This is a genomic window from Gellertiella hungarica (genome assembly GCF_014197145.1).
GTDB classification, from domain to species: Bacteria; Pseudomonadota; Alphaproteobacteria; order Rhizobiales; family Rhizobiaceae; genus Gellertiella; species Gellertiella hungarica.
In genome coordinates this window covers 66,989-85,143 of the sequence record NZ_JACIEZ010000001.1, presented here as the reverse complement: position 1 = coordinate 85,143, position 18,155 = coordinate 66,989, and the positions used below count along the sequence as shown (strand labels likewise).

15 protein-coding genes are annotated in these 18,155 nt (G+C 66.9%); 5 read left to right on the top strand and 10 right to left on the bottom strand.

What is annotated here, in order from left to right; all coding sequences use genetic code 11:
* Positions 1-54: 54 nt before the first annotated feature.
* Entirely contained in the window at positions 55-1,311 is a 1,257-nt protein-coding gene (locus GGR23_RS00380) for an ABC transporter substrate-binding protein (protein ID WP_183364118.1), read from the bottom strand.
* Positions 1,312-1,353: 42 nt separating this feature from the next.
* Positions 1,354-2,274 (bottom strand): N-acetylmuramic acid 6-phosphate etherase, encoded by a 921-nt coding sequence (locus GGR23_RS00375; RefSeq protein WP_183364117.1) that lies wholly within the window; start codon positions 2,272-2,274, stop codon positions 1,354-1,356.
* Between the two features lie 208 nt (positions 2,275-2,482).
* On the opposite strand from GGR23_RS00375, the gene GGR23_RS00370 reads away from it, so the two are divergent.
* The 5 genes from GGR23_RS00370 (at position 2,483) to GGR23_RS00350 (ending at position 7,422) form a co-directional block, all read left to right on the top strand.
* Positions 2,483-3,370 carry a glucosamine kinase nucleotide-binding domain-containing protein gene (locus GGR23_RS00370; protein WP_183364116.1) on the top strand — a complete coding sequence of 296 codons (888 nt, stop codon included), beginning with the start codon at positions 2,483-2,485 and terminating at the stop codon, positions 3,368-3,370.
* Positions 3,367-4,137, top strand: a complete 771-nt coding sequence (locus GGR23_RS00365) for a GntR family transcriptional regulator (protein ID WP_183364115.1) — start codon at positions 3,367-3,369, stop codon at positions 4,135-4,137. Before GGR23_RS00370 ends, GGR23_RS00365 begins: the two co-directional genes overlap by 4 nt.
* A gap of 34 nt (positions 4,138-4,171) precedes the next feature.
* On the top strand, positions 4,172-5,194 hold the full coding sequence (locus GGR23_RS00360; RefSeq protein WP_183364114.1) for an SIS domain-containing protein: 1,023 nt from the start codon (positions 4,172-4,174) through the stop codon (positions 5,192-5,194).
* Positions 5,191-6,354, top strand: coding sequence for an N-acetylglucosamine-6-phosphate deacetylase (gene nagA / locus GGR23_RS00355; RefSeq protein WP_183364113.1), 1,164 nt, complete (start codon positions 5,191-5,193; stop codon positions 6,352-6,354). The genes GGR23_RS00360 and nagA overlap by 4 nt, the downstream gene beginning before the upstream one ends.
* A gap of 63 nt (positions 6,355-6,417) precedes the next feature.
* Complete coding sequence (locus GGR23_RS00350; protein WP_183364112.1) at positions 6,418-7,422, top strand: P1 family peptidase; 1,005 nt, start codon at positions 6,418-6,420, stop codon at positions 7,420-7,422.
* Here GGR23_RS00350 and GGR23_RS00345 read toward each other — a convergent pair.
* The 8 genes from GGR23_RS00345 to GGR23_RS00310 all read right to left on the bottom strand — a co-directional run bounded on the left by GGR23_RS00345 (position 7,409) and on the right by GGR23_RS00310 (position 18,068).
* Positions 7,409-8,509, bottom strand: coding sequence for a M24 family metallopeptidase (locus GGR23_RS00345; protein ID WP_183364111.1), 1,101 nt, complete (start codon positions 8,507-8,509; stop codon positions 7,409-7,411). The two genes, GGR23_RS00350 and GGR23_RS00345, sit on opposite strands and share 14 nt — an antisense overlap.
* 42 nt (positions 8,510-8,551) lie before the next feature.
* A complete protein-coding gene (locus GGR23_RS00340) occupies positions 8,552-9,385 on the bottom strand; it encodes an aldo/keto reductase (RefSeq protein WP_183364110.1) in 834 nt (277 codons plus the stop codon).
* Positions 9,382-12,414, bottom strand: a complete 3,033-nt coding sequence (locus tag GGR23_RS00335) for an aminotransferase class III-fold pyridoxal phosphate-dependent enzyme (protein WP_183364109.1) — start codon at positions 12,412-12,414, stop codon at positions 9,382-9,384. Before GGR23_RS00335 ends, GGR23_RS00340 begins: the two co-directional genes overlap by 4 nt.
* A 23-nt stretch (positions 12,415-12,437) precedes the next feature.
* Positions 12,438-13,133 (bottom strand): SDR family oxidoreductase, encoded by a 696-nt coding sequence (locus GGR23_RS00330; RefSeq protein WP_183364108.1) that lies wholly within the window; start codon positions 13,131-13,133, stop codon positions 12,438-12,440.
* Entirely contained in the window at positions 13,130-14,521 is a 1,392-nt protein-coding gene (locus tag GGR23_RS00325) for a GH1 family beta-glucosidase (protein WP_183364107.1), read from the bottom strand. Before GGR23_RS00325 ends, GGR23_RS00330 begins: the two co-directional genes overlap by 4 nt.
* A complete protein-coding gene (locus GGR23_RS00320; RefSeq protein WP_183364106.1) occupies positions 14,505-16,151 on the bottom strand; it encodes an amino acid ABC transporter permease in 1,647 nt (548 codons plus the stop codon). Before GGR23_RS00320 ends, GGR23_RS00325 begins: the two co-directional genes overlap by 17 nt.
* Positions 16,152-16,243: 92 nt before the next feature.
* Positions 16,244-16,990, bottom strand: a complete 747-nt coding sequence (locus tag GGR23_RS00315; protein ID WP_183364105.1) for a transporter substrate-binding domain-containing protein — start codon at positions 16,988-16,990, stop codon at positions 16,244-16,246.
* Position 16,991: 1 nt separating this feature from the next.
* The gene (locus tag GGR23_RS00310; protein WP_183364104.1) at positions 16,992-18,068 is read right to left on the bottom strand and encodes a LacI family DNA-binding transcriptional regulator; all 1,077 of its coding nucleotides are present in this window, start codon (positions 18,066-18,068) and stop codon (positions 16,992-16,994) included.
* Positions 18,069-18,155 lie beyond the last annotated feature (87 nt).

Below are 18,155 nucleotides of genomic sequence, written 5' to 3'. Positions count from 1 at the left end.
TGAATGGCCCGCGCACTATTCCCGGTTCGGGAGCAGGCAGGGCCGTTTCACACCTTACTTCGCCGGCTTGTACCAGCTGTCGAGGCCTTCCTGCAGCTTCTTGGCCGCATCTTCAGGCGTGGAGGTGCCGTTGATGACGTTGGCCGAAGCGGTCCAGGTCTCGTTTTCGAGGTTCGGCGTGCCGCGCGACAGGATCTGGTAGGTCGAGCGGATGGTCGACTTGCACTTGTCGCGCCAGGAGACGAATTCCTGCGCCAGCGGATCGGACATCTTCACCGCCGTGGAGTTCAGGCTGAAGAAGCCCGGCAGGGAGTTCGCGTAGATTTCGGCGAATTCCGGCGAAGCGACCCAGGTGAGGAAGGTCTTGGCGGCTTCCGCATTCGCGCTCTTGGCATTGAGGCCGATGCCGATGTCGTTGTGGTCGGAGATGTAGCAGGTGTCGCCCGCATTCTTCACCGGCGGCGGGAAGGCGCCCATCTTGAACTGGGCCTGGGTGTTGAAGCCCGAGATTTCCCACGAACCGGCCGGATAGATGGCGGCGCGGCCGAGCGTGAACATGTTCTGGCTGTCCGGGTAGGTCTGCGCCTCGAAGCCGTCACCCAGATAGTCCTTCCACTTGGCGAGCGTCTTGTAGGGCTCGACCCAGGCGGCGTCGGTGAGCTTCTGCTCGCCCTTGATCAGGGCCAGACGGCCTTCCTCGCCCTTCCAGTAGTTGGGGCCGATGTTCTGGTAGCCCATGGTTGCGGCTTCCCAGAGATCCTTCGTGCCCATGGCCATCGGGATATAGGTGCCATCGGCCTTGATCTTGTCGAGGGCGGCGAAGAATTCCGCTTCGGTTGCCGGAACGGCGATGCCGAGCTTGTCGAAGGCGTCCTTGTTGTAGATGAAGCCGTGGATGACCGAAGCCATCGGCACGCAGAAGGTGGCCTTGCCGTCGTCGGTGGTCCAGGCGGACTTGGCGACGTCGGAGAAGTTCTCCATGCCCTTCAGGCCGGAGAGATCGGCGAGATGGCCCTTGTTGTAGAGCTCGAGCGAGGCGTCGAACGGACGGCAGGTGATGAGGTCGCCGGCAGAGCCCGCGTCGAGCTTGGCATTGAGCGCGGCATTGTATTCGGTCGGCGCGGTCGGCGCGAAATTGACCTTGATGCCGGGGTTCTTGGCTTCGAAGGCCGGGATCAGCTTTTCCTGCCAGATCTTGATGTCGTCGTTGCGCCAGCTTTCGATGGTCAGCGTGGTTTCTGCGCTGGCGGCGCTGATGGAAGCGAAAAGGCTCGTGGAAACGAGCATCGCCTTCACGATGGTGCGGGTCATGCGGTTCTCCCTCGGTTGAGACGCCCCGATGGCGCCTCTGTTCTAGACGTTTTCCTTGCGGTCTTCTAAAGCCCGGAGCGCGGCCGACAGGTGCTGGCCGCCCGCCGCGAGAAGGCGTTCCGCCTCCTCTCTACCGCTCGCCCCGGCAGCGAGCAGCACGGCGATCTTCACGGAGCCGGAGGCAGCCGCCAGATGGGCCGCCGCCGCCTCCGAACCGATGCCGGATATCTCCGACACCATGCGCGTTGCCCGCGCACGAAGCTTCTGGTTGTCCGCCTTCAGGTTCACCATGTGGCCTTCGTGCACATGGCCGAGCATGACCGCCATGGCGGTGGACATCATGTTGAGGGCGATCTTCTGCGCCGTTCCCGCACCCATGCGGGTGGATCCGGCCACGACCTCGGGCGGCGTGGGAAGCAAAACGGCGACATCGGAAAGGGCAAGCAGGGGCGCATCGGCATTGTTGGCAAGCCCGATGACCCGCGCGCCCGCGGCACGGGCCGTGCGGGCAGCGGCGAGGGCATAGGGCGTCGAGCCGCTGGCGGTGAGCGCAAGGACCGTATCCCGCGCTCCGAGGCCAAGCGCAGCGGTTTCGCGGGCACCCGCCTCCGCATCGTCTTCCGGACCGCCCGGAAGGGCGGGCCTTTCGCCGGCACCGGGCAAGCCGCCCGCCATCAGCAGCACGACACCATCGGGATCGATGCCGAAGGTGCCGGGAAGCTCCAGCGCATCGGCCATGGCCATGAGGCCGGACGATCCGGCGCCGACATAGACCAGCCGCCCGCCTGCGCTCACGGATTGCGCCATGACGCCCGCCGCAGCCGCCAGCGCATCCCGCGCCCCGGCAACAACCGTCGCTGCTGCAATCTGGCCATCGAAGAGGGCATCGAGCATCGGCAGGGGAAAGCGCGCATCCAGCGCCGCTCCCAAATCATGCCTCCGCTCGGTCCGTTCTATCGTCATTGCTGGCCTCCACCTGAGGCGATAATGCCAAAAAAATACCAATTGTCCATAACCAAATTAACAAATTTGTTTGCAGACCCGCCTTTCACAGGCCGATTTTTCACAAATGCCGTTGAAAAACAGGAATTTATGAAAATGAACGAGGAAGCCGGAAAAACGCCCTTGGTTAATGGTATTTTTTTGGTATTATATTGGCGGGAGGTGACCCATGTCCGATCTGATCCTGGGAATCGATGGCGGCGGAACGCTGTGCCGGGCGGCACTGGCGGACGGCACCGGTGCGATTCTGGGTCGGGGCACCAGCGGTCCCGCCAACATTCTGACCGATGCGGACGGTGCGGCACGCCATATCGTGGAAGCCGCCCGGGCGGCGCTCGAACAGGCGGGGCTCGGGGCGGCAGATCTTTTCTCCATTCCGGTTTTCCTCGGCCTTGCCGGCAGCACCGTGCCGCGCGCGGCACAGGAGATCCGCGCCCGGCTGCCCTTTGCGCGCCTGGCACTCGATTCCGACGGGCTGGTCGCGCTCGAAGGCGCGCTCGGGCCCGGGGACGGCAGCGTGGCGGTGATCGGCACCGGCACCATCTACTTCATCCGCCAGGCGGGACAGATGGAAACGGTCGGGGGCTGGGGCTTCGTGCTCGGCGATCTCGGCGGCGGCGCCCGGATCGGACAGGCCGCGATGCAGGAAGCCATTCTCGCCCATGACGGAATAAGGACGCCCTCTGCCCTGACGAGCGTGCTCATGGCCCAGTTCGGCGGCAGTCCGGCGGCCATGGTCGACTTTGCCCACAGCGCAAGGCCCGCCGATTTCGCGGAGCGGGCCGCGCTTGTCTTCGACCATGCGGAGACCGGCGATTCGACCGCCCTGCGGGTGATCCGCCTCTCGGCCCATGCCATCGACGAGGCACTCGACCGCCTCTATGCCGTGGCGGGGCCCTTGCCGCTCTGCCTCGTCGGCGGCCTTGCCGACCGCTACGCACCCTGGATTGCGGAGCGACACCGATCGCGCCTGCGCAAGCCGCGCGGCGACGGACTGGCCGGGGCCATCGCCCTGGCGCAGCGCCATTTTGTACCGGGCACGGGAGCTGCAGCATGATCCTCGCTTCGATCCTTTCCGCCGAGGCCCTCCAGAATGCCGGGCGTGGCCCGCTCTACATGAAGCTCCGGCAGGTGCTGGAGGAGGCGATCCGCGGCGGCAAGCTTGAACAGGGCGAAGCCCTGCCACCGGAAAGGGATCTCGCCGAGATCGCCGATGTCAGCCGGGTGACGGTGCGCAAGGCGGTGGACGATCTCGTGCGCGACGGGCTTCTCGTGCGGCGGCACGGATCCGGCACCTTCGTCTCGAAGCCGGTCTCGAAGGTGCAGCAGTCGCTGTCGCGCCTCACCTCCTTCACCGAGGACATGGCCCGGCGCGGCTTCACCACCCGGGCGGAGCTTCTGGAGCGCGGCATCTTCCACCCGACGACGGAGGAGATGGTGATGCTCGGCCTTTCCGCGGGCACGCAGGTGGCCCGCATCAGCCGATTGCGCATGGCCAACGACACGCCGCTCGCCATCGAGCGCGCGAGCATCTCCACCGAGTTCCTTCCGGAGCCGGAAAACGTCACGACCTCCCTCTACGAGGAACTGGACCGGACGGGCGCGCGGCCCGTGCGGGCGATCCAACGCATTTCGGCCTGCAACGTCAAGGAAGCCGACGCGGAGCTGCTCGGCATTCCGGCTGGCGCGGCCGGCCTGTCCATCGAGCGCGTCTCCTACCTTGCCTCGGGCCGGGTGGTGGAATTCACGCGCTCCCTCTATCGCGGCGATGCCTATGATTTCGTTGCGGAAATGACCCTGGGCGAGAACGACGCCGCCCCATGAGCCGGCTTCGCCCGGAAACAGCAAGGACCCCCTCATGCACACTCACATGCGACGCGAAATCGACGAGATACCCGATGCGGTGGCGCGGCTGCTCGATGGTGCCGCCGCCCTGGAACGGGCGGGCGCCGCGCTTCGGGAGAGAAACCCGGCCTATGTGGCAACGATCGCGCGCGGCTCTTCCGATCACGCCGCCCACTTTCTCAAATATGCGATCGAGCTCGTCGCCCGCAGGCCGGTCGCCTCCATCGGCCCCTCGCTCGCCTCGATCTACGGCGTCACGCTCGACCTTTCCGGTGCGGCGACCATCGCCATCTCCCAGTCCGGCAAGAGCCCTGATATCGTCGCCATGGCGGATGCCGCGACCCGCAGCGGCGCGGAAAGCATCGCGCTCACCAACACCATGGGCTCGCCGCTCGCCGATGCCTCCCGCCACGCGATCGACATCGCCGCCGGGCCGGAGCTCGCGGTTGCCGCGACGAAATCCTATGTAAGCTCGGTTTTCGCCGGCCTGATCCTGCTGTCCGAATGGACCGGCAACGAGGAACTCAGGGCGGCGCTGAGGGCTGCACCCGGGCATTTCGCGCGGGCGGTGAGGATCGACTGGCTTCCGGCGCTCGCCGCGGACCTGACCGACGCCTCCTCGCTCTACATGCTGGGCCGCGGTCCGACGCTTGCCATCGCCAGCGAGGCGGCCCTGAAGTTCAAGGAGACCTCGGGCCTGCATGCGGAGGCCTATTCGGCGGCGGAGGTTCTGCACGGGCCGGTCGCGCTGGTGAAGCCGGAATTCCCCGTCATCGCCTTTGCCGCCGCGGATGCCGCCGAGGCCTCGATTGCCGACATCGCCGACGGGCTGGCGGAAAAGCGCGCCGCAGTCTATGCCACCTCCGCGCGGACGAAGCGGGCCGGGCATCTGGAACGGGTGGAGACCGGTCATCCCCTCACCGATGCGCTGGCGCTGATCATCCCCTTCTACGGTTTCGTGGAGGCCTGGTCTCGTTCGCTCGGCTTCAACCCGGACAAGCCGGAAGCTCTCAAGAAAGTGACGGAAACCCGATGAACAAGAAGACGGCTTTCAGGGGCGCACGCATCTTCACCGGCGACAGGTGGGAGAGCGGCCTCGTCCTCGTCGTGGAAAATGGCAGGATCGCCACGCTGGTGGAGGAGACGGACGCGCCCGAGGGGCTGGAGATCCGCGACCTGCCCCGGGGCTCCTCCATCGTGCCCGGCTTCATCGATCTTCAGGTGAATGGCGGCGGCGGCGTCATGCTCAACGATGCACAGACGGTGGAGGGCATTGCCACCATCTGCGCCGCCCATGCCCGCTTCGGTACCACCGCACTTCTGCCGACGCTGATCACCGATCGCGTCGAGATCACCCGCGCGACGATTGCCGCGGGCATCGAGGCGGCACGGCTCGGCGTGCCGGGTTTCCTCGGGCTGCATCTGGAGGGTCCGCATCTCTCGGTCGCCCGCAAGGGCGCCCACGACCCATCGCTGATCCGCCCGATGGAGGAGGAGGACCTGGAGACGCTGCTGCAGACGGTAGGCCGGATGCCGGTGCTGATGACCACGGTCGCCCCGGAAAACGTCACCCCCGAACAGGTCGACAGGCTTTCCAGCGCCGGCATTCTCGTCAGCCTCGGCCATACGGATTGCGATGCGGATACGGTGCTGGATTATGCGGCGGCCGGTGCGCGCGCCGTCACCCACCTCTTCAACGCCATGAGCCAGCTCGGCAACCGCGAGCCGGGCGTGGTCGGTGCGGCGCTGGAGGAAGGCATGCTCCATGCGGGCCTGATCGCCGACGGCTTCCACGTCAACCCGATCACCATGCGCATTGCGCTCAGCGCCAAGAACGGTCCGGGGCGCATCTTCCTCGTCACCGACGCCATGTCCCCCATCGGCACCGATCTCGACGGCTTCACCCTCAATGGCCGGCAGATCTATCGCAAGGACGGACGCCTCACCCTTGCCGACGGGACGCTTGCGGGCGCTGATATCGACATGCTCTCCTCCGTCCGCTTCGTGCACGAGACGCTCGGGCTCCCGCTCGGCGAGGCGCTGCGCATGGCAAGCCTCTATCCCGCCGAGGCGGCGGGCATGGCAGCCACCAAGGGGCGGCTCCAGCCGGGCATGGATGCGGACTTCGTCATTCTCGACGGCGACCTCGGCCTTGTTGCCACCCATATCGGCGGGGTGCCGGTCTATACCGCCTGATCTTTCTCGGCAGGGGCGGGCCGCCTATACTGCGCCCTGTCTGCGTCAGTTAAGGCTTGCCCCATGCTCAATCTGCTCACCGATATCGACGGGGTATCCGTCGGCCATGCGACCGATCTCCACCGCGCGACCGGCGTGACGGTGGTCGTCTTCGACCGGCAGGCCAATGCCTCGGTCTCGATCCTCGGCGGCGCGCCGGGAAGCCGCGACAGCGCCATGCTCGATCCGGCAAACAGCGTGCAGGCGGTGGATGCGCTGGTGCTTTCCGGCGGCTCCATCTTCGGGCTCGATGCCACGGGCGGCGTGCTGGACGGCCTGCGGGCGGACGGACGCGGCCTTGCCTTCGGCAACACGATCGTCCCGATTGCAGCCCAGGCGATCCTCTTCGATCTGATGAATGGCGGTGACAAGGACTGGGGCGAGCAGAACCCCTACCAGCGGCTGGGTCATGCGGCCTATCGCGCGGCCCGCAAGGGCGCCTTCGCGCTCGGCACGGTCGGGGCCGGAACGGGCGCGACGACGGCGCGGCTGAAGGGCGGGCTCGGATCCGCAAGTGCGGTCACCTCGAAGGGCCACCGGGTGGCGGCGCTCGTTGCCGTCAATGCGCTGGGCAGCCCGACCGTGGGCACCGGCCCGCATTTCTGGGCCGCCCCCTTCGAGATCGACGGCGAATTCGGCGGGCTTGGCTATCCGCCGTCCTTCCGCAGGGAGGATACGGACCTCTTCGTCAAGGGCATGGAACCCGCCGCAACCACCATCGGCATGGTCGTCACCGATGCGCGCCTGTCCAAGGCCGAGTGCCATCGGCTGGCCATACTCGGTCAGGACGGGCTGGTGCGGTCGATCCATCCCGCCCATTTTCCTTCGGACGGCGATACGGTCTTCGGCGCGGCAACGGGCGAAAAGCCCGTCGCGGACCCGCTGGAATTCATGGAAATATGCCATCTGGCCATGACCACGATGGCGCGCGCGGTCGCCCGAGGGCTCTACGAGGCGACCGCCCTCCCCCAGCCGGGCGCACGGCCCGCCTGGAGGGATATTCACGCAAAGGCGGTCAGCCGCCCCTGACGAGATCGCGCGACAGGCCGGACAGCACCTCGGCGCCGTCCTTCCGGAGAATGACGATCTCCTCCAGGCGGACGCCGAAGCGATCCTTCAGGTAGATGCCGGGCTCGATGGAGAACACGTTGCCCTCTTCCAGAATGACGTCGGAGGTGGCGGTGATATAGGGCCCCTCATGGATATCGATGCCGAGGCCGTGGCCCGTGCGATGGAGGAAGAACTCCCCGTAGCCCGCATCCGTGATGACGCCGCGCGCTGCGGCATCCACGTCCCGTGCCCGCACGCCGGGCTTTGCCGCCGCGATGGCCGCCTTCACGGCGCGGTCGACGATGGCATGGATCTCGTCGAAACCCTCCGGCCTGGAGCCGAAATAGCCCATGCGGGTCATGTCGCTGGGATAGCCGTTGTTGCGCCCGCCGATATCGACCAGCACGCTGTCGCCCTGCTTCAGCCGGCGGTCGCTGCAGTGATGATGCGGATAGGCGCCGTTCTCGCCGAAGCCGACGATGGTGAATTCCGCAACGGCGCCGCGCGAACGGTAGAAGTTCTTCACCACCTCCGCGACGTCGAGCTCGGTCATGCCTTCCTTCAGCGAGGCGAAGGCGGCAAGAGCCGCCTCGTCGTTGAGCAGCGCATTGGCCTTGAGGATCCGGTATTCCTCCTCGTCCTTGCGGGCCCGCAGCCAGCCGACGGTCTCGCCGGTAAAGGCATGGCGCGGCTCCCTGAGGGCGCCGAGCAGCAGGAGGGCGAAATCCGCGCGCATGGTCTCGTCTAGCGCGACGGTCAGGCCCGCCCTGTCCTTGACCCCGAAATCGGAGAGCAGCCGGTCGAGCGCGCCGGTCGCGCCCTCGTCGTCCGCCCAGGGGTAGAACGGCAGGTCGGTATCCTTGCGGGCCGCATCGGCATTCAGCTTCGGCATCAGGAAGGCGGCCTTGTCGGCGGTGACGATCTGCATCACCGGGCGCTCGTCGCCATGGGGCGAAACGCCGGAAAGCCAGAGCATGTGCGAGCTCGGGCCAACGGCGACGATATCGGTGTTGGAGGCCTTCATGCGGGCGCGAAGCGCGTCGAGGCGTGCGGCGTGGTTTGCCATTCTGTTCTCCGGGTGGGCTTTCGTGTCAGGGATGGGAAAGGGTCAGGTCATGGCCAGAGGCACGGGACCCGTGGGCGGCGGGAAATGCCGGTCGAGTTCGGCGAGATCCTCCGGCGTCAGGGCGAGATCGAGCGCGCGGGCATTCTCCCGCACGCGGGCCGCGCTGCGGCTCTTCGGAATGGCGATCACACCGGGCTTCGACAGCAGCCAGGCGAGCGCCACCGTCGCGCCGGGAACGCCATGGCGCGCGCCGATGGCCGCAAGCGCCGGATGGCCGATCAGTTGCCCCTCGCCGAGCGGGCAATAGGCCATCACCGCAATCTTCCGCTCCACGCATTCCGGCAGCAGATCCCATTCGATGCCGCGATCGGCGAGATTGTACATCACCTGATTGGCGGCGCAGTGGCCGCCATCGGCAACGCCCGCAAGCTCTGCCATGTCGGACGGATCGAGGTTCGAGACGCCCCAGTGGCGGATTTTGCCGTCGCGCTTCAGCCGTTCGAAGGCCGCGACGGTTTCGGCAAGCGGGTGGCTGCCGCGCCAGTGGAGCAGGTAAAGGTCGATGCGATCGGTGGACAGGTGCCCGAGGCTGCGCTCGCAGGCCTCGATGGTGCCGTTGCGGGAAGCGTTCTCCGGCAGCACCTTGGAGACGAGGAACACCTCGTCCCGGCGGCCGGCAATGGCCTTGCCGACCAGCGCCTCGGAGCGCCCGTTGCCGTACATCTCCGCGGTATCGATGAGCGTCAGGCCGAGATCGAGCCCGGTGCGCAGCGCCTCGATCTGGCCTGCCTCGTCCGGTTCGCCCACGCCCATCTTCCAGGTGCCGAGGCCAAGTGCCGGAACCTCTTCGCCCGTCGGCAGCACCACCCGTTTCATGCGCGTTCTCCCCGGGAAAAGCGTGTCAGGACCTCATCGAGCGCATCCAGGAACCGGTCGCAATCCGCCTCGCCAAAGGGCGCGGGCGGCTTGATCTTCAGCACGTTGTGCAGGGGCCCCTCGCTCGACAGCAGTATATGATGCTTTTCCTTCATTTCCACCAGTAGGAAATCTACCGCATCCGCCGCCGGGGCGAGCGTCTGGCGGTCGTGCACCATCTCGATGCCGATGAAAAGGCCATGGCCGCGCACGTCGCCGATCACGGAATGCCTGTCCGCAAGGGCGCGGGCGCCCGCCATCAGCCGGTCGCCGATCCGCAGGCAATGGTGCTGCAGCCGTTCGTCCCGGATCACGTCGAGGACAGCAAGGCCGATGGACGCGGAGACGGGATTGCCCCCGAAGGTGTTGAAATACTCCATGCCATTGGCAAAGGAGGCGGCGATCTCCGGCGTGGTGATGACGGCGGCCATGGGGTGGCCGTTGCCGATGGGCTTGCCCATGGTGACGATGTCGGGCACCACGCCCTGGGTCTCGAAGGCCCACATGTGAGAGCCGACCCGGCCGAAGCCCACCTGCACCTCGTCGGCGAGGCAGAGCCCGCCGGCTGCGCGCACATGGGCATAGGCGGCCCTGAGATAGCCTGCCGGAAGGGGGAGCTGACCGCCGGTGCCGAGAATGCCCTCCGAGAAGAACAGCGCCGGCGCCCTGCCTTCCGCGGCAAGCGCCGCGACCTGCCGGCGCACGTCCTCCGCATATTTCTCGCCCGCCGCCGGATCGCCGTAGCGGAAGCGGCCGCGATAGAGATCCGGCATCTCGGCCACCCGCACATGGGCCGGCCGCCCCTCCCCGCCCCTGCCGTTGAACTTGTAGGGGCTGACGTCGATGAGGCTCGTCAGGTGGCCGTGATAGGCGTGATCGACGGTGATCAGGTCATGGTGCCCGGTATGGGCGCGGGCAAGGCGGATCGCGAGATCGTTCGCCTCGCTGCCGGAATTGACGAAGAAGCAGACGGACAGCGGCTCCGGGAACAGCGCCGTCAGGCGCCGGGCATATTCCACCAGCGTGTCGTGCAGGTAGCGGCTGTTGGTGTTGAGCACGCCCATCTGCTGCCGGGCGGCCGCCACCACGCGCGGGTGGCAGTGGCCGACGTGGCAGACATTGTTGACCATGTCCAGCCAGCGCACGCCCTCCTCGTCGATCAGATGGCAGCCTTCCGCCGCCACGATCTTCAGCGGGCGGGGATTGTAGGCGATGCTGAGCGAACGGCCGATGCGGCGCTGGCGCTCGCGCACCAGAAATTCGGACGACATCGGGGGAATGCGGCTGGCCGCCACCGGCAGGCCCAGAAGCACGCTCGGATCGGGGCTGACCTGCTGCCAGATCTGCCAGGCCGCCCGGCTGCCGTTTCCGACCATGCGGCCCTCCAGGCCGAGATGATCGGTGACGAGCTGGATGTGGAGATGCGGTGCCCAGCCGCCATTTTCCGAAAGCGCGCCGAGGCGGCCGATCACCTCGCCCGCGCCCACATGCTGGCCGGGCTTCAGCCCGGAAAGCGAGGCGCGCGAGAGGTGCCCGTAAAGGGTGAAGAAGACATCGCCCTCGCCCGTCTCGTGGCGGAGAAGGACGGTAGGCCCGAAGCCGTTCTCCACCGCGTCGTCATTGAGGAAGGCGACGCTGCCGGCCAGCACCGCACGGACCGGCGTGCCGGCGGCGGCATAGAGATCGATGCCGAGATGTATGGTCCGGTGGTGGAGCGGGCGTTCCGCATCGCCGCTTCCCATGCCCGGCACGACGCGCTCCTCCCCGTAGGCGCCGATGGCAAGATCCGCACCGGCCGACTGCAGCCGCTCCGTGACGAACCGGTCGAAGGCCGCCGCGTCGAGGGTGCCGAGGCGGTCTGCCTCCGGGCTTTCGGCCGAAAGGTCGAGGCGTGTCACGACGGGCTCCCGCCCCTCCACCCGGATGGGGGCCGCAAAGCCCTGGGCATTCGCCTCCAGCCAGCGCGCGATCCGCCGGGCCGAGGCGACGGCGGCAAAGCCGCAGGCATCGCGGATGCGCATCCGGGCGAAGGCGGCGTTCTCCGCCTCGAGGCGCTTCAGCTCGCGCCAGACATCCTCCTGGCTGACCAGCAGATACCGGTTGTCGGGCTGCTCGCGGATCTGCTTCGTGGCCATCAGGATGCTGACCGCATAGCGCAGCCGCACGAGATCGAAGACGAGGCTTGCCTCCGCCTCCGTCAGCGGATTGACCGCATGATAGGCCGCGGCAAGATCGGCGATGACGCCGACCGGATCGTCGGAACCGATCAGCGCATAGGCTGCGGCGACGGCCACCTCGATGATGCGGGCGGTCTCCACCATGTCGCCGAAATCGAGAAGGCCGCTCACCCGTCCGGCGGCATCGAGAACGGTGTTGTAGTCGTTGGCATCGTTGTGGATCACCTGCCGCGGGCAGGCATCCAGCGCGGGCTTCACCACGCTGCGGAAGCGGTCGAGGATCGCGATCACCGCCGCCTGCTTTTCCGCTCCTTCCACGAGATCGACATGGCGGCGCAGGTGATCGGCCCGGGCGATGTCCCAGCCATAGACGCGCCGGGCGCCGGGATGGAAGAAATCCGCAAGCGCCCGGTCGAGCCGCCCGAGAAGGGCGCCGAGCGTCGTCACGCTGTCGCGCGACCGCGCCCTGGACCCCGCCCAGACGTCGCCCTCGATCCAGGTGAGAAGCCGCGCCTGACGCTCGCCGCGAAAGGAAACCGGCGTCAGCAGCGCCCCGCCGCGGGCCGGGATCTGCCGGGAAACGAGAAGCTCCGGGGCTGCGCGGTGAAGATGCTCGAGCACCGCCACCTGCATCGCCAGGCTTTCCTCGTCGCCCGCCGCATGGAGTTTCAGCAGGTAGCGCCGGCCATCCTCCGCCTCGACGCGGAAGTTGAGGTCGTGCTCGCCCGGAAGCGGCACGAGCCGTCCCTTCAGGCCATAGAGATCCGTGAGCAGCGCCGCGAGCGCTGCCTCCCCTGCAATCATGTCTGTCATGGTCCGTTCCTTTTCGGTTGGCTTCACCAGCCGATCGTCAATCCGTCATGGGTGCGGAAGCTGGCGGTCTGCGCCAGTCCCGAAGCTTCGATGTGCCGCCTGAGCCCGGAGGCGCTCTCCTCCATGGAAAGCACCGCCTCCTCGCCGCCCATGTCGGTCTTCACCCAGCCGGGGTGGAAGGCCATGACGGCGATGCCCTCGGGCCTGAGGTCGGCGGCAAGCTTGGTGGTCGCCATGTTCAGCGCCGCCTTGGAGAGCCGATAGGCATAGTCCCCGTCGGGATTGTCCACATGGCCCTCGCTGTTCGAACCGGCACGGCTCGAGATCATCGCCACCAGCCGGCGCCCGCCTGCGCGCAGATTGGGCAGAAGCGCGCGGGTGAGGAGAAGCGGCCCGAGCACGTTGACCCGCATCACCGCCTCGAAATCGGCGGTCTCGACGGTCGCAAGCCCCCCGGTCGCCCCCCGGATGGCGGCATTGTGGACCAGGATGTCCACCGGCCTGCCCAGAAGCGCGCGGGCAGCCGCCTCGATCGAGGCTTCGTCCTCGAGCATCAGCGGCAGCGCCTCGATGCCGGCCACGGGAGAGGTTGCCCTGCGCCCGGCAGCAATCACCTGCCAGCCGCTCGCCAGGAACTCGGCGGCAAGCGCGGCGCCAAGGCCGCGGTGACCGCCGGTCACGAGAACGGTGCCCTTCGGGCTTTTCCCTGTCGCGCTCATCGACCCGGCGCCTCCCGCGCGATGCGGCCATAGACCTCGCCGCTCCACTTGATCCGGCGTTCCTGCGTCCTGAAATCCACGTGGACGAGGCCGAAGGGCGCGGTGTAGCCGAGCGCCCATTCGAAATTGTCCATCAGCGTCCAGGCAAAATAGCCCTTCACCGGCACGCCCCTGGCCACGGCCGAAGCCACCTTCTCGACATAGCCGACATAATAGGCGGCGCGCTCGACATCCTCGATCCGGCCCTTCACATCGGGCGTTTCCTCCGCCGTCGCCATGCCGTTCTCGGTGATGTAGATGCGCGCCGGCCTGTAGGTCTCGTGCACATGCACGAGGATGTCCTCGATGGCCTGCGGCCAGATTTCCCAGCCGAGCGCGGAATAGTCCGAGCCCTCGGGCGCGACGCGCGCGAAGGAGAGCGGCGCAAGCTCGGTGCCCGCCCGGATCACCGACCGGCGGTAATTGTTGATGCCGAGGAAATCGAGGGGTGCGGCGATCGTCTCGAGATCGCCGGGCCGGATGTCGGGCAAAAGCCGCGGGCCGTAGAGATCGAGCATGTCCTCGGGATAGGCGCCGCGGAAGAGCGCGTCGAGATACCAGCGGTTCTGCGCCCCGTCGAAGCGGCGGGCCGCCTCCACGTCCTCCTCGCGGTCCGTCGCGGGCTCGGTGACGTTGACGTCGAGCGTGATGCCGACTTCGGCATTGCGGGCCTCGGAGCGGATCAGCGGCACGGCAAGGCCGTGGGCCAGAAGCGCGTGATGGCTGGCGGCAACGCCGCCCTTCACGCCGTCGGCCAGGCCCGGGGCGTCCTCACCCGTGGCGTGGCCCCACCAGCAGAAGGTCCAGGGCTCGTTGAGCGTCGTCCACTTCGTCACCCGGTCGCCGAAGAGGGCGGCGGCCCCGGCGGCATAATCCGCAAAGCGCATGGCGGTATCGCGGTTGTACCAGCCGCCCCTGTCCTGCAGGGCCTGCGGCAGGTCCCAGTGATAGAGCGTGAGGAAGGGCTCGATGTCCGCCTCCAGCAGCGCATCGATCAGGCGGTTGTAGAAATCCGCGCCCGCGGCGTTCAGCCGGCCCGACCCCTGCGGGAAAAGGCGCGGCCAGGAAAGCGAGAACCGGTAGGCCTTGAGGCCCATCTCCTTCATCAGGGCGATGTCGCGCGGGAAGAGATGGTAGTGATCGCAGGCGACATCGCCATTGGTGCCGTCGACGATCGCGCCGGGCCGGCGGGTGAAGCGATCCCAGATGCTCTCGCCCTTGCCGTCGAGGGTGGCTGCGCCCTCGATCTGGTAGGCGGAGGTCGCGCTTCCGAAGACGAAGTCCGAGGGGAAGCGGATGGCGGAGGCCCGGTGGAGCAGCTCTTCGCGCCGTTCAGCGATGCTTGACATGGTATTTTCTCTCGACGGTATTCACGATGCTTGCCGCTGCAAGCGTGAGGAAGATGTAGAAGATGGCGGCCGAATTGTACGGAGCGAATGGCAGGAAGCTCGCCGACTGGAATTCCCGCATGCGCTGCGTGATGTCGCGGATGGACAGGATGGAGAGCAGCGAGGTGTCCTTGAGGATCGCGATCAGCTCGTTTCCGAGCGGCGGGATGATCACCCGGAAGGCCTGCGGCAGCACCACGTGGCGGGCCGTCTGCCAGCGGTTGAGCCCGAGCGACTTGGCCGCCTCCGTCTGGCCGGCGGGAATGGCATTGATGCCGGCGCGGAAGATCTCGGCGAGATAGGCCGAATAGGCAATCGCCATGGCGACGATGCCGCGCATCATGTTCGGCGGATCGATGGCGCCGCCGCTCGCATCCTTGATCGCGCCCGACAGCGGCAGACCGACATAGAGCACGATGACGAGCATCGGGATGCCGCGGATCGTGTCGATGACGAATTCCGAGCCGATCGCCAGCGGATGCCGCCGGTGAATGGCGCCGCCGAAGGTCAGGATGCCGAGGATGATGGCCAGCACCGCAAAGGTGATGCCGGCGGAGCGGTTGCCGTCGTTGAGCGCGGCGGTCTGCCAGAGCACGGGCCAGCCGGCCGGCGGCCGGGCCGCGGGCAGCAGCACGGCGCTGACGCCCTGCTTCGCGTCCACGGCCCTGATCGCCTCTTCGGCAGTGAGGAAGGTGCGCACGCCCGCCTCGCCCTCCGGCGCTCCCGGATACTGGCCGAAGCGGACCGCGCCCACCAGCGAGGAGGGCGTGCCCCGAACGATGCCGATCTTTGCCTCCCGCGTGCCGGCAAGGACATAGTCCGCGGGCGGCTGCAGCAGGTTCCAGGCGGCGATGCCCGCAAGCAGCAGGGCAATCACGCTGAAGATGGCGGTGGTGCGCCGGCTGTGGGCAAGCTGCAGCATGCCGACCCAGACGAGGCCGAGGAAGGCCGCCAGCAGATAGGCGAGCACCGCCGCCCTAAGCGTGGTCGCCACGCCCGCCGCAAAGGCGATGTGGGCGAAGAAGGCAAGGAAGGCGAGCAGCAGGCCGTTGGGCAGGCCGGCGACCAGAAGGCCGGCCTTGCGAAGCGCGGGGGAGATCTTCAGAAGGGCAGCGCCATAAAGCGCCAGACCGGCAAAAGAGAGTGCCGCATGGACCGGAACGGCGATGTGCACCAGGCCGCGAAGCCAGAGGTCTGCCTCCGGGGTGAGTTGCCGCGGGCTGACGCCGGGGACGATGAGGTTCGAGGCGAAGGCATCGACGCCGTTTGCAAGGGCTGACGCGATGAAGGGATGGGCAAGGCCCCCCGACCACAGCACCACGAGACAGGCGGCATGAACGGCAACCGACAGGATCGCGATCAGCCGCCTTGCGTCCCTGCGGCCCATGAAGGCAAGGGCCAGCAGGCCGGAAACGGCAAGCGCCACGAGAATGAGGAAGCCCGGAACCATGATTCCCGAGCCGTTCTCCACCCCCGCCAGCGCCCGCAGCGAACGCATGTAATCGGCCGAAGTCGCGAAAAGATAGATAATGAAGGGCGTGGCCGACAGGATGATGAGGTTGCTCGGGCGGACCCGCGTCAGGAATGACATCCATTCCTCCAGTAAGACAGTTCAGGGATTCCCCTGCAGGCCGGCGGCCTTTTGCCACCGGCCCGCAAGGTCAGCTCGGGAGGGAGCTGGTTTCAGTTGGTACCCCAGTACTTCTGGACGAGCTTGTCCAGTGTACCGTCCTCGCGGATCGCCTTGATGCCCTCGTTGAAGGCCGCGACATTCGGATCGCCCTTGCGGAAGACGAGGCCGAGCGGATCGGAGGAGAGGCCGCGGATCGGCGCCACGAGCTCGCCGGCGAATTCCTTTTCATAGGCATCGGCATTGGCGCCGTTGATCACCACGCCATCCACGTCCTTGTTCTTCAGCGCAAGGACCGAGGCGCTGAAGGTATCGTAGGCCAGCACGTTTTCCTTGCCGACGATGCTGGCCGCCACATCCGCATCCGTTGTGTTGGCCTGCGCCGACAGCTTCAGGCCCTTGGCCTTGAAATCCTCGGCGGAGGAAACCGCATCCTCGACGCGCATCAGCACCGCCTGGCTGTTGACGATGTAGGGATCGGTGAAGTCCATCGCCTTCTTGCGCTCCTCGGTGATGGAGACGCCCGAGGCGACGAAGTCGAAATTGCCCTGGTCGAGGGCGGCGAAGATGCCGTCCCAGCCGGTGGTGACGAATTCGGCCTTGCAGTTGATCTTCGCGCAGATGGCATTCACCACGTCCACGTCGAAGCCGACGATCTGCCCTGTGGCGGGATCGACGCTTTCCATCGGCGGCGAGGTGGTGTCCGATCCCACCTTGAAGAGCTTGCCGCCGAGATCGGCAGCCAGCACGGACGATGCGGAAAGGGCGGCGAGCGCCAGCGCAAGAAGGGTCTTTCTCATCCTATTCTCCTCCTGTCATAGGGTTTGAGGTCATGCGGCAATTGTCGGCCTGGCGCGGGATCAGCGCCGGCTGGAAGGTCTGGCGGAGCCTCGACGGCCCCTCCCCGGCGATCCGCCGGAGCAGGAACTGGCCGAGCATGCGGCCAAGCTGTTCGATGGGCAGGTAGAGCGTGGTCAGCGGCGGCGTGAAATAGGCGCTGACATTGATGTCGTCATAGGCGATCACATCCACGTCGCGGGCAACCGCAAGGCCGCGTGCGGCAAGGCCGGACAGGACGCCGAGCGTGGTGGATTCGTTGACGCAGACGAAGGCGCTCGGCGGATCGGGGCGCGCCAGCAGCGCCTCGGTGCTGTCCTTGCCGAAGCGGGTGGAGAGATCGCCCTCCACCACGAGATCGAGCGAGGGCGCAAGCCCCCGTTCCACAAAGGCCCGCGTGAAGCCGTCGAGACGATCGAGCGAATAGGAAAGCCGCCGGTGCGGATTGACGAGCGCGATGCGGCGATGGCCGCCCTCGATCAGCCGGGCCGTGGCCGCATGGGCGGCCCATTCGTTGTCGACGTCCACATGGGCATAGTCGATGTCGCGCCGGCAGCGCCCGAGCGTCACGAAGGGAAAGGCCGTCTCCGCCAGCAGGTTGATGCGCGGATCGTCGGCCAGAATGCCGGAAAAGATCAGCCCGTCCGCCATGCCGAGCCCCGCGATCTGGCGGGCCATCGCGGCCCCGTCTTCCGCATCGGTGACGATGTGAGCGGAGATGCGGTAGCCGCTGCCATCAAGCGCCTGGCTGATGCCGGACAGGATCTGGGTATATTCCACCCCGTCCCACTCATAGCCGGATGCGCCGGTGAGCGGCATGAGAACCGCGACCTGATAGGTCTTGCCGGTGCGAAGCGCCTGGCCGCGCTGGTTTGCCCGATATCCCACTTTCTCGGCGGCATCGAAGATCGCGTCACGGGTCGCAGGGGCAACCACCGGAGAGTCCCGGAGCGCCTTGGAGACGGTCGCAATCGAGAAGCCGGTCATCTCTGCCAGCGTCTTGATTGTCGGCATCTCCACCCTGCGTGTCGGCTTGCCCATCTCGCTCCTCCTGACGTGAGTCATACGGCACGATAAAATCGTTTTCAATAGAAAATATAAACGTTTTTATTGTGCATAAGCGAAGGC

Coding starts and splice junctions, on each gene's coding strand:
- GGR23_RS00380 (WP_183364118.1), bottom strand. CDS start 1,311: ATGACCCGCACCATCGTGAAGGCGATGCTCGTTTCCACGAGCCTTTTC.
- GGR23_RS00375 (WP_183364117.1), bottom strand. CDS start 2,274: ATGACGATAGAACGGACCGAGCGGAGGCATGATTTGGGAGCGGCGCTG.
- GGR23_RS00370 (WP_183364116.1), top strand. CDS start 2,483: ATGTCCGATCTGATCCTGGGAATCGATGGCGGCGGAACGCTGTGCCGG.
- GGR23_RS00365 (WP_183364115.1), top strand. CDS start 3,367: ATGATCCTCGCTTCGATCCTTTCCGCCGAGGCCCTCCAGAATGCCGGG.
- GGR23_RS00360 (WP_183364114.1), top strand. CDS start 4,172: ATGCACACTCACATGCGACGCGAAATCGACGAGATACCCGATGCGGTG.
- nagA (WP_183364113.1), top strand. CDS start 5,191: ATGAACAAGAAGACGGCTTTCAGGGGCGCACGCATCTTCACCGGCGAC.
- GGR23_RS00350 (WP_183364112.1), top strand. CDS start 6,418: ATGCTCAATCTGCTCACCGATATCGACGGGGTATCCGTCGGCCATGCG.
- GGR23_RS00345 (WP_183364111.1), bottom strand. CDS start 8,509: ATGGCAAACCACGCCGCACGCCTCGACGCGCTTCGCGCCCGCATGAAG.
- GGR23_RS00340 (WP_183364110.1), bottom strand. CDS start 9,385: ATGAAACGGGTGGTGCTGCCGACGGGCGAAGAGGTTCCGGCACTTGGC.
- GGR23_RS00335 (WP_183364109.1), bottom strand. CDS start 12,414: ATGACAGACATGATTGCAGGGGAGGCAGCGCTCGCGGCGCTGCTCACG.
- GGR23_RS00330 (WP_183364108.1), bottom strand. CDS start 13,133: ATGAGCGCGACAGGGAAAAGCCCGAAGGGCACCGTTCTCGTGACCGGC.
- GGR23_RS00325 (WP_183364107.1), bottom strand. CDS start 14,521: ATGTCAAGCATCGCTGAACGGCGCGAAGAGCTGCTCCACCGGGCCTCC.
- GGR23_RS00320 (WP_183364106.1), bottom strand. CDS start 16,151: ATGTCATTCCTGACGCGGGTCCGCCCGAGCAACCTCATCATCCTGTCG.
- GGR23_RS00315 (WP_183364105.1), bottom strand. CDS start 16,990: ATGAGAAAGACCCTTCTTGCGCTGGCGCTCGCCGCCCTTTCCGCATCG.
- GGR23_RS00310 (WP_183364104.1), bottom strand. CDS start 18,068: ATGGGCAAGCCGACACGCAGGGTGGAGATGCCGACAATCAAGACGCTG.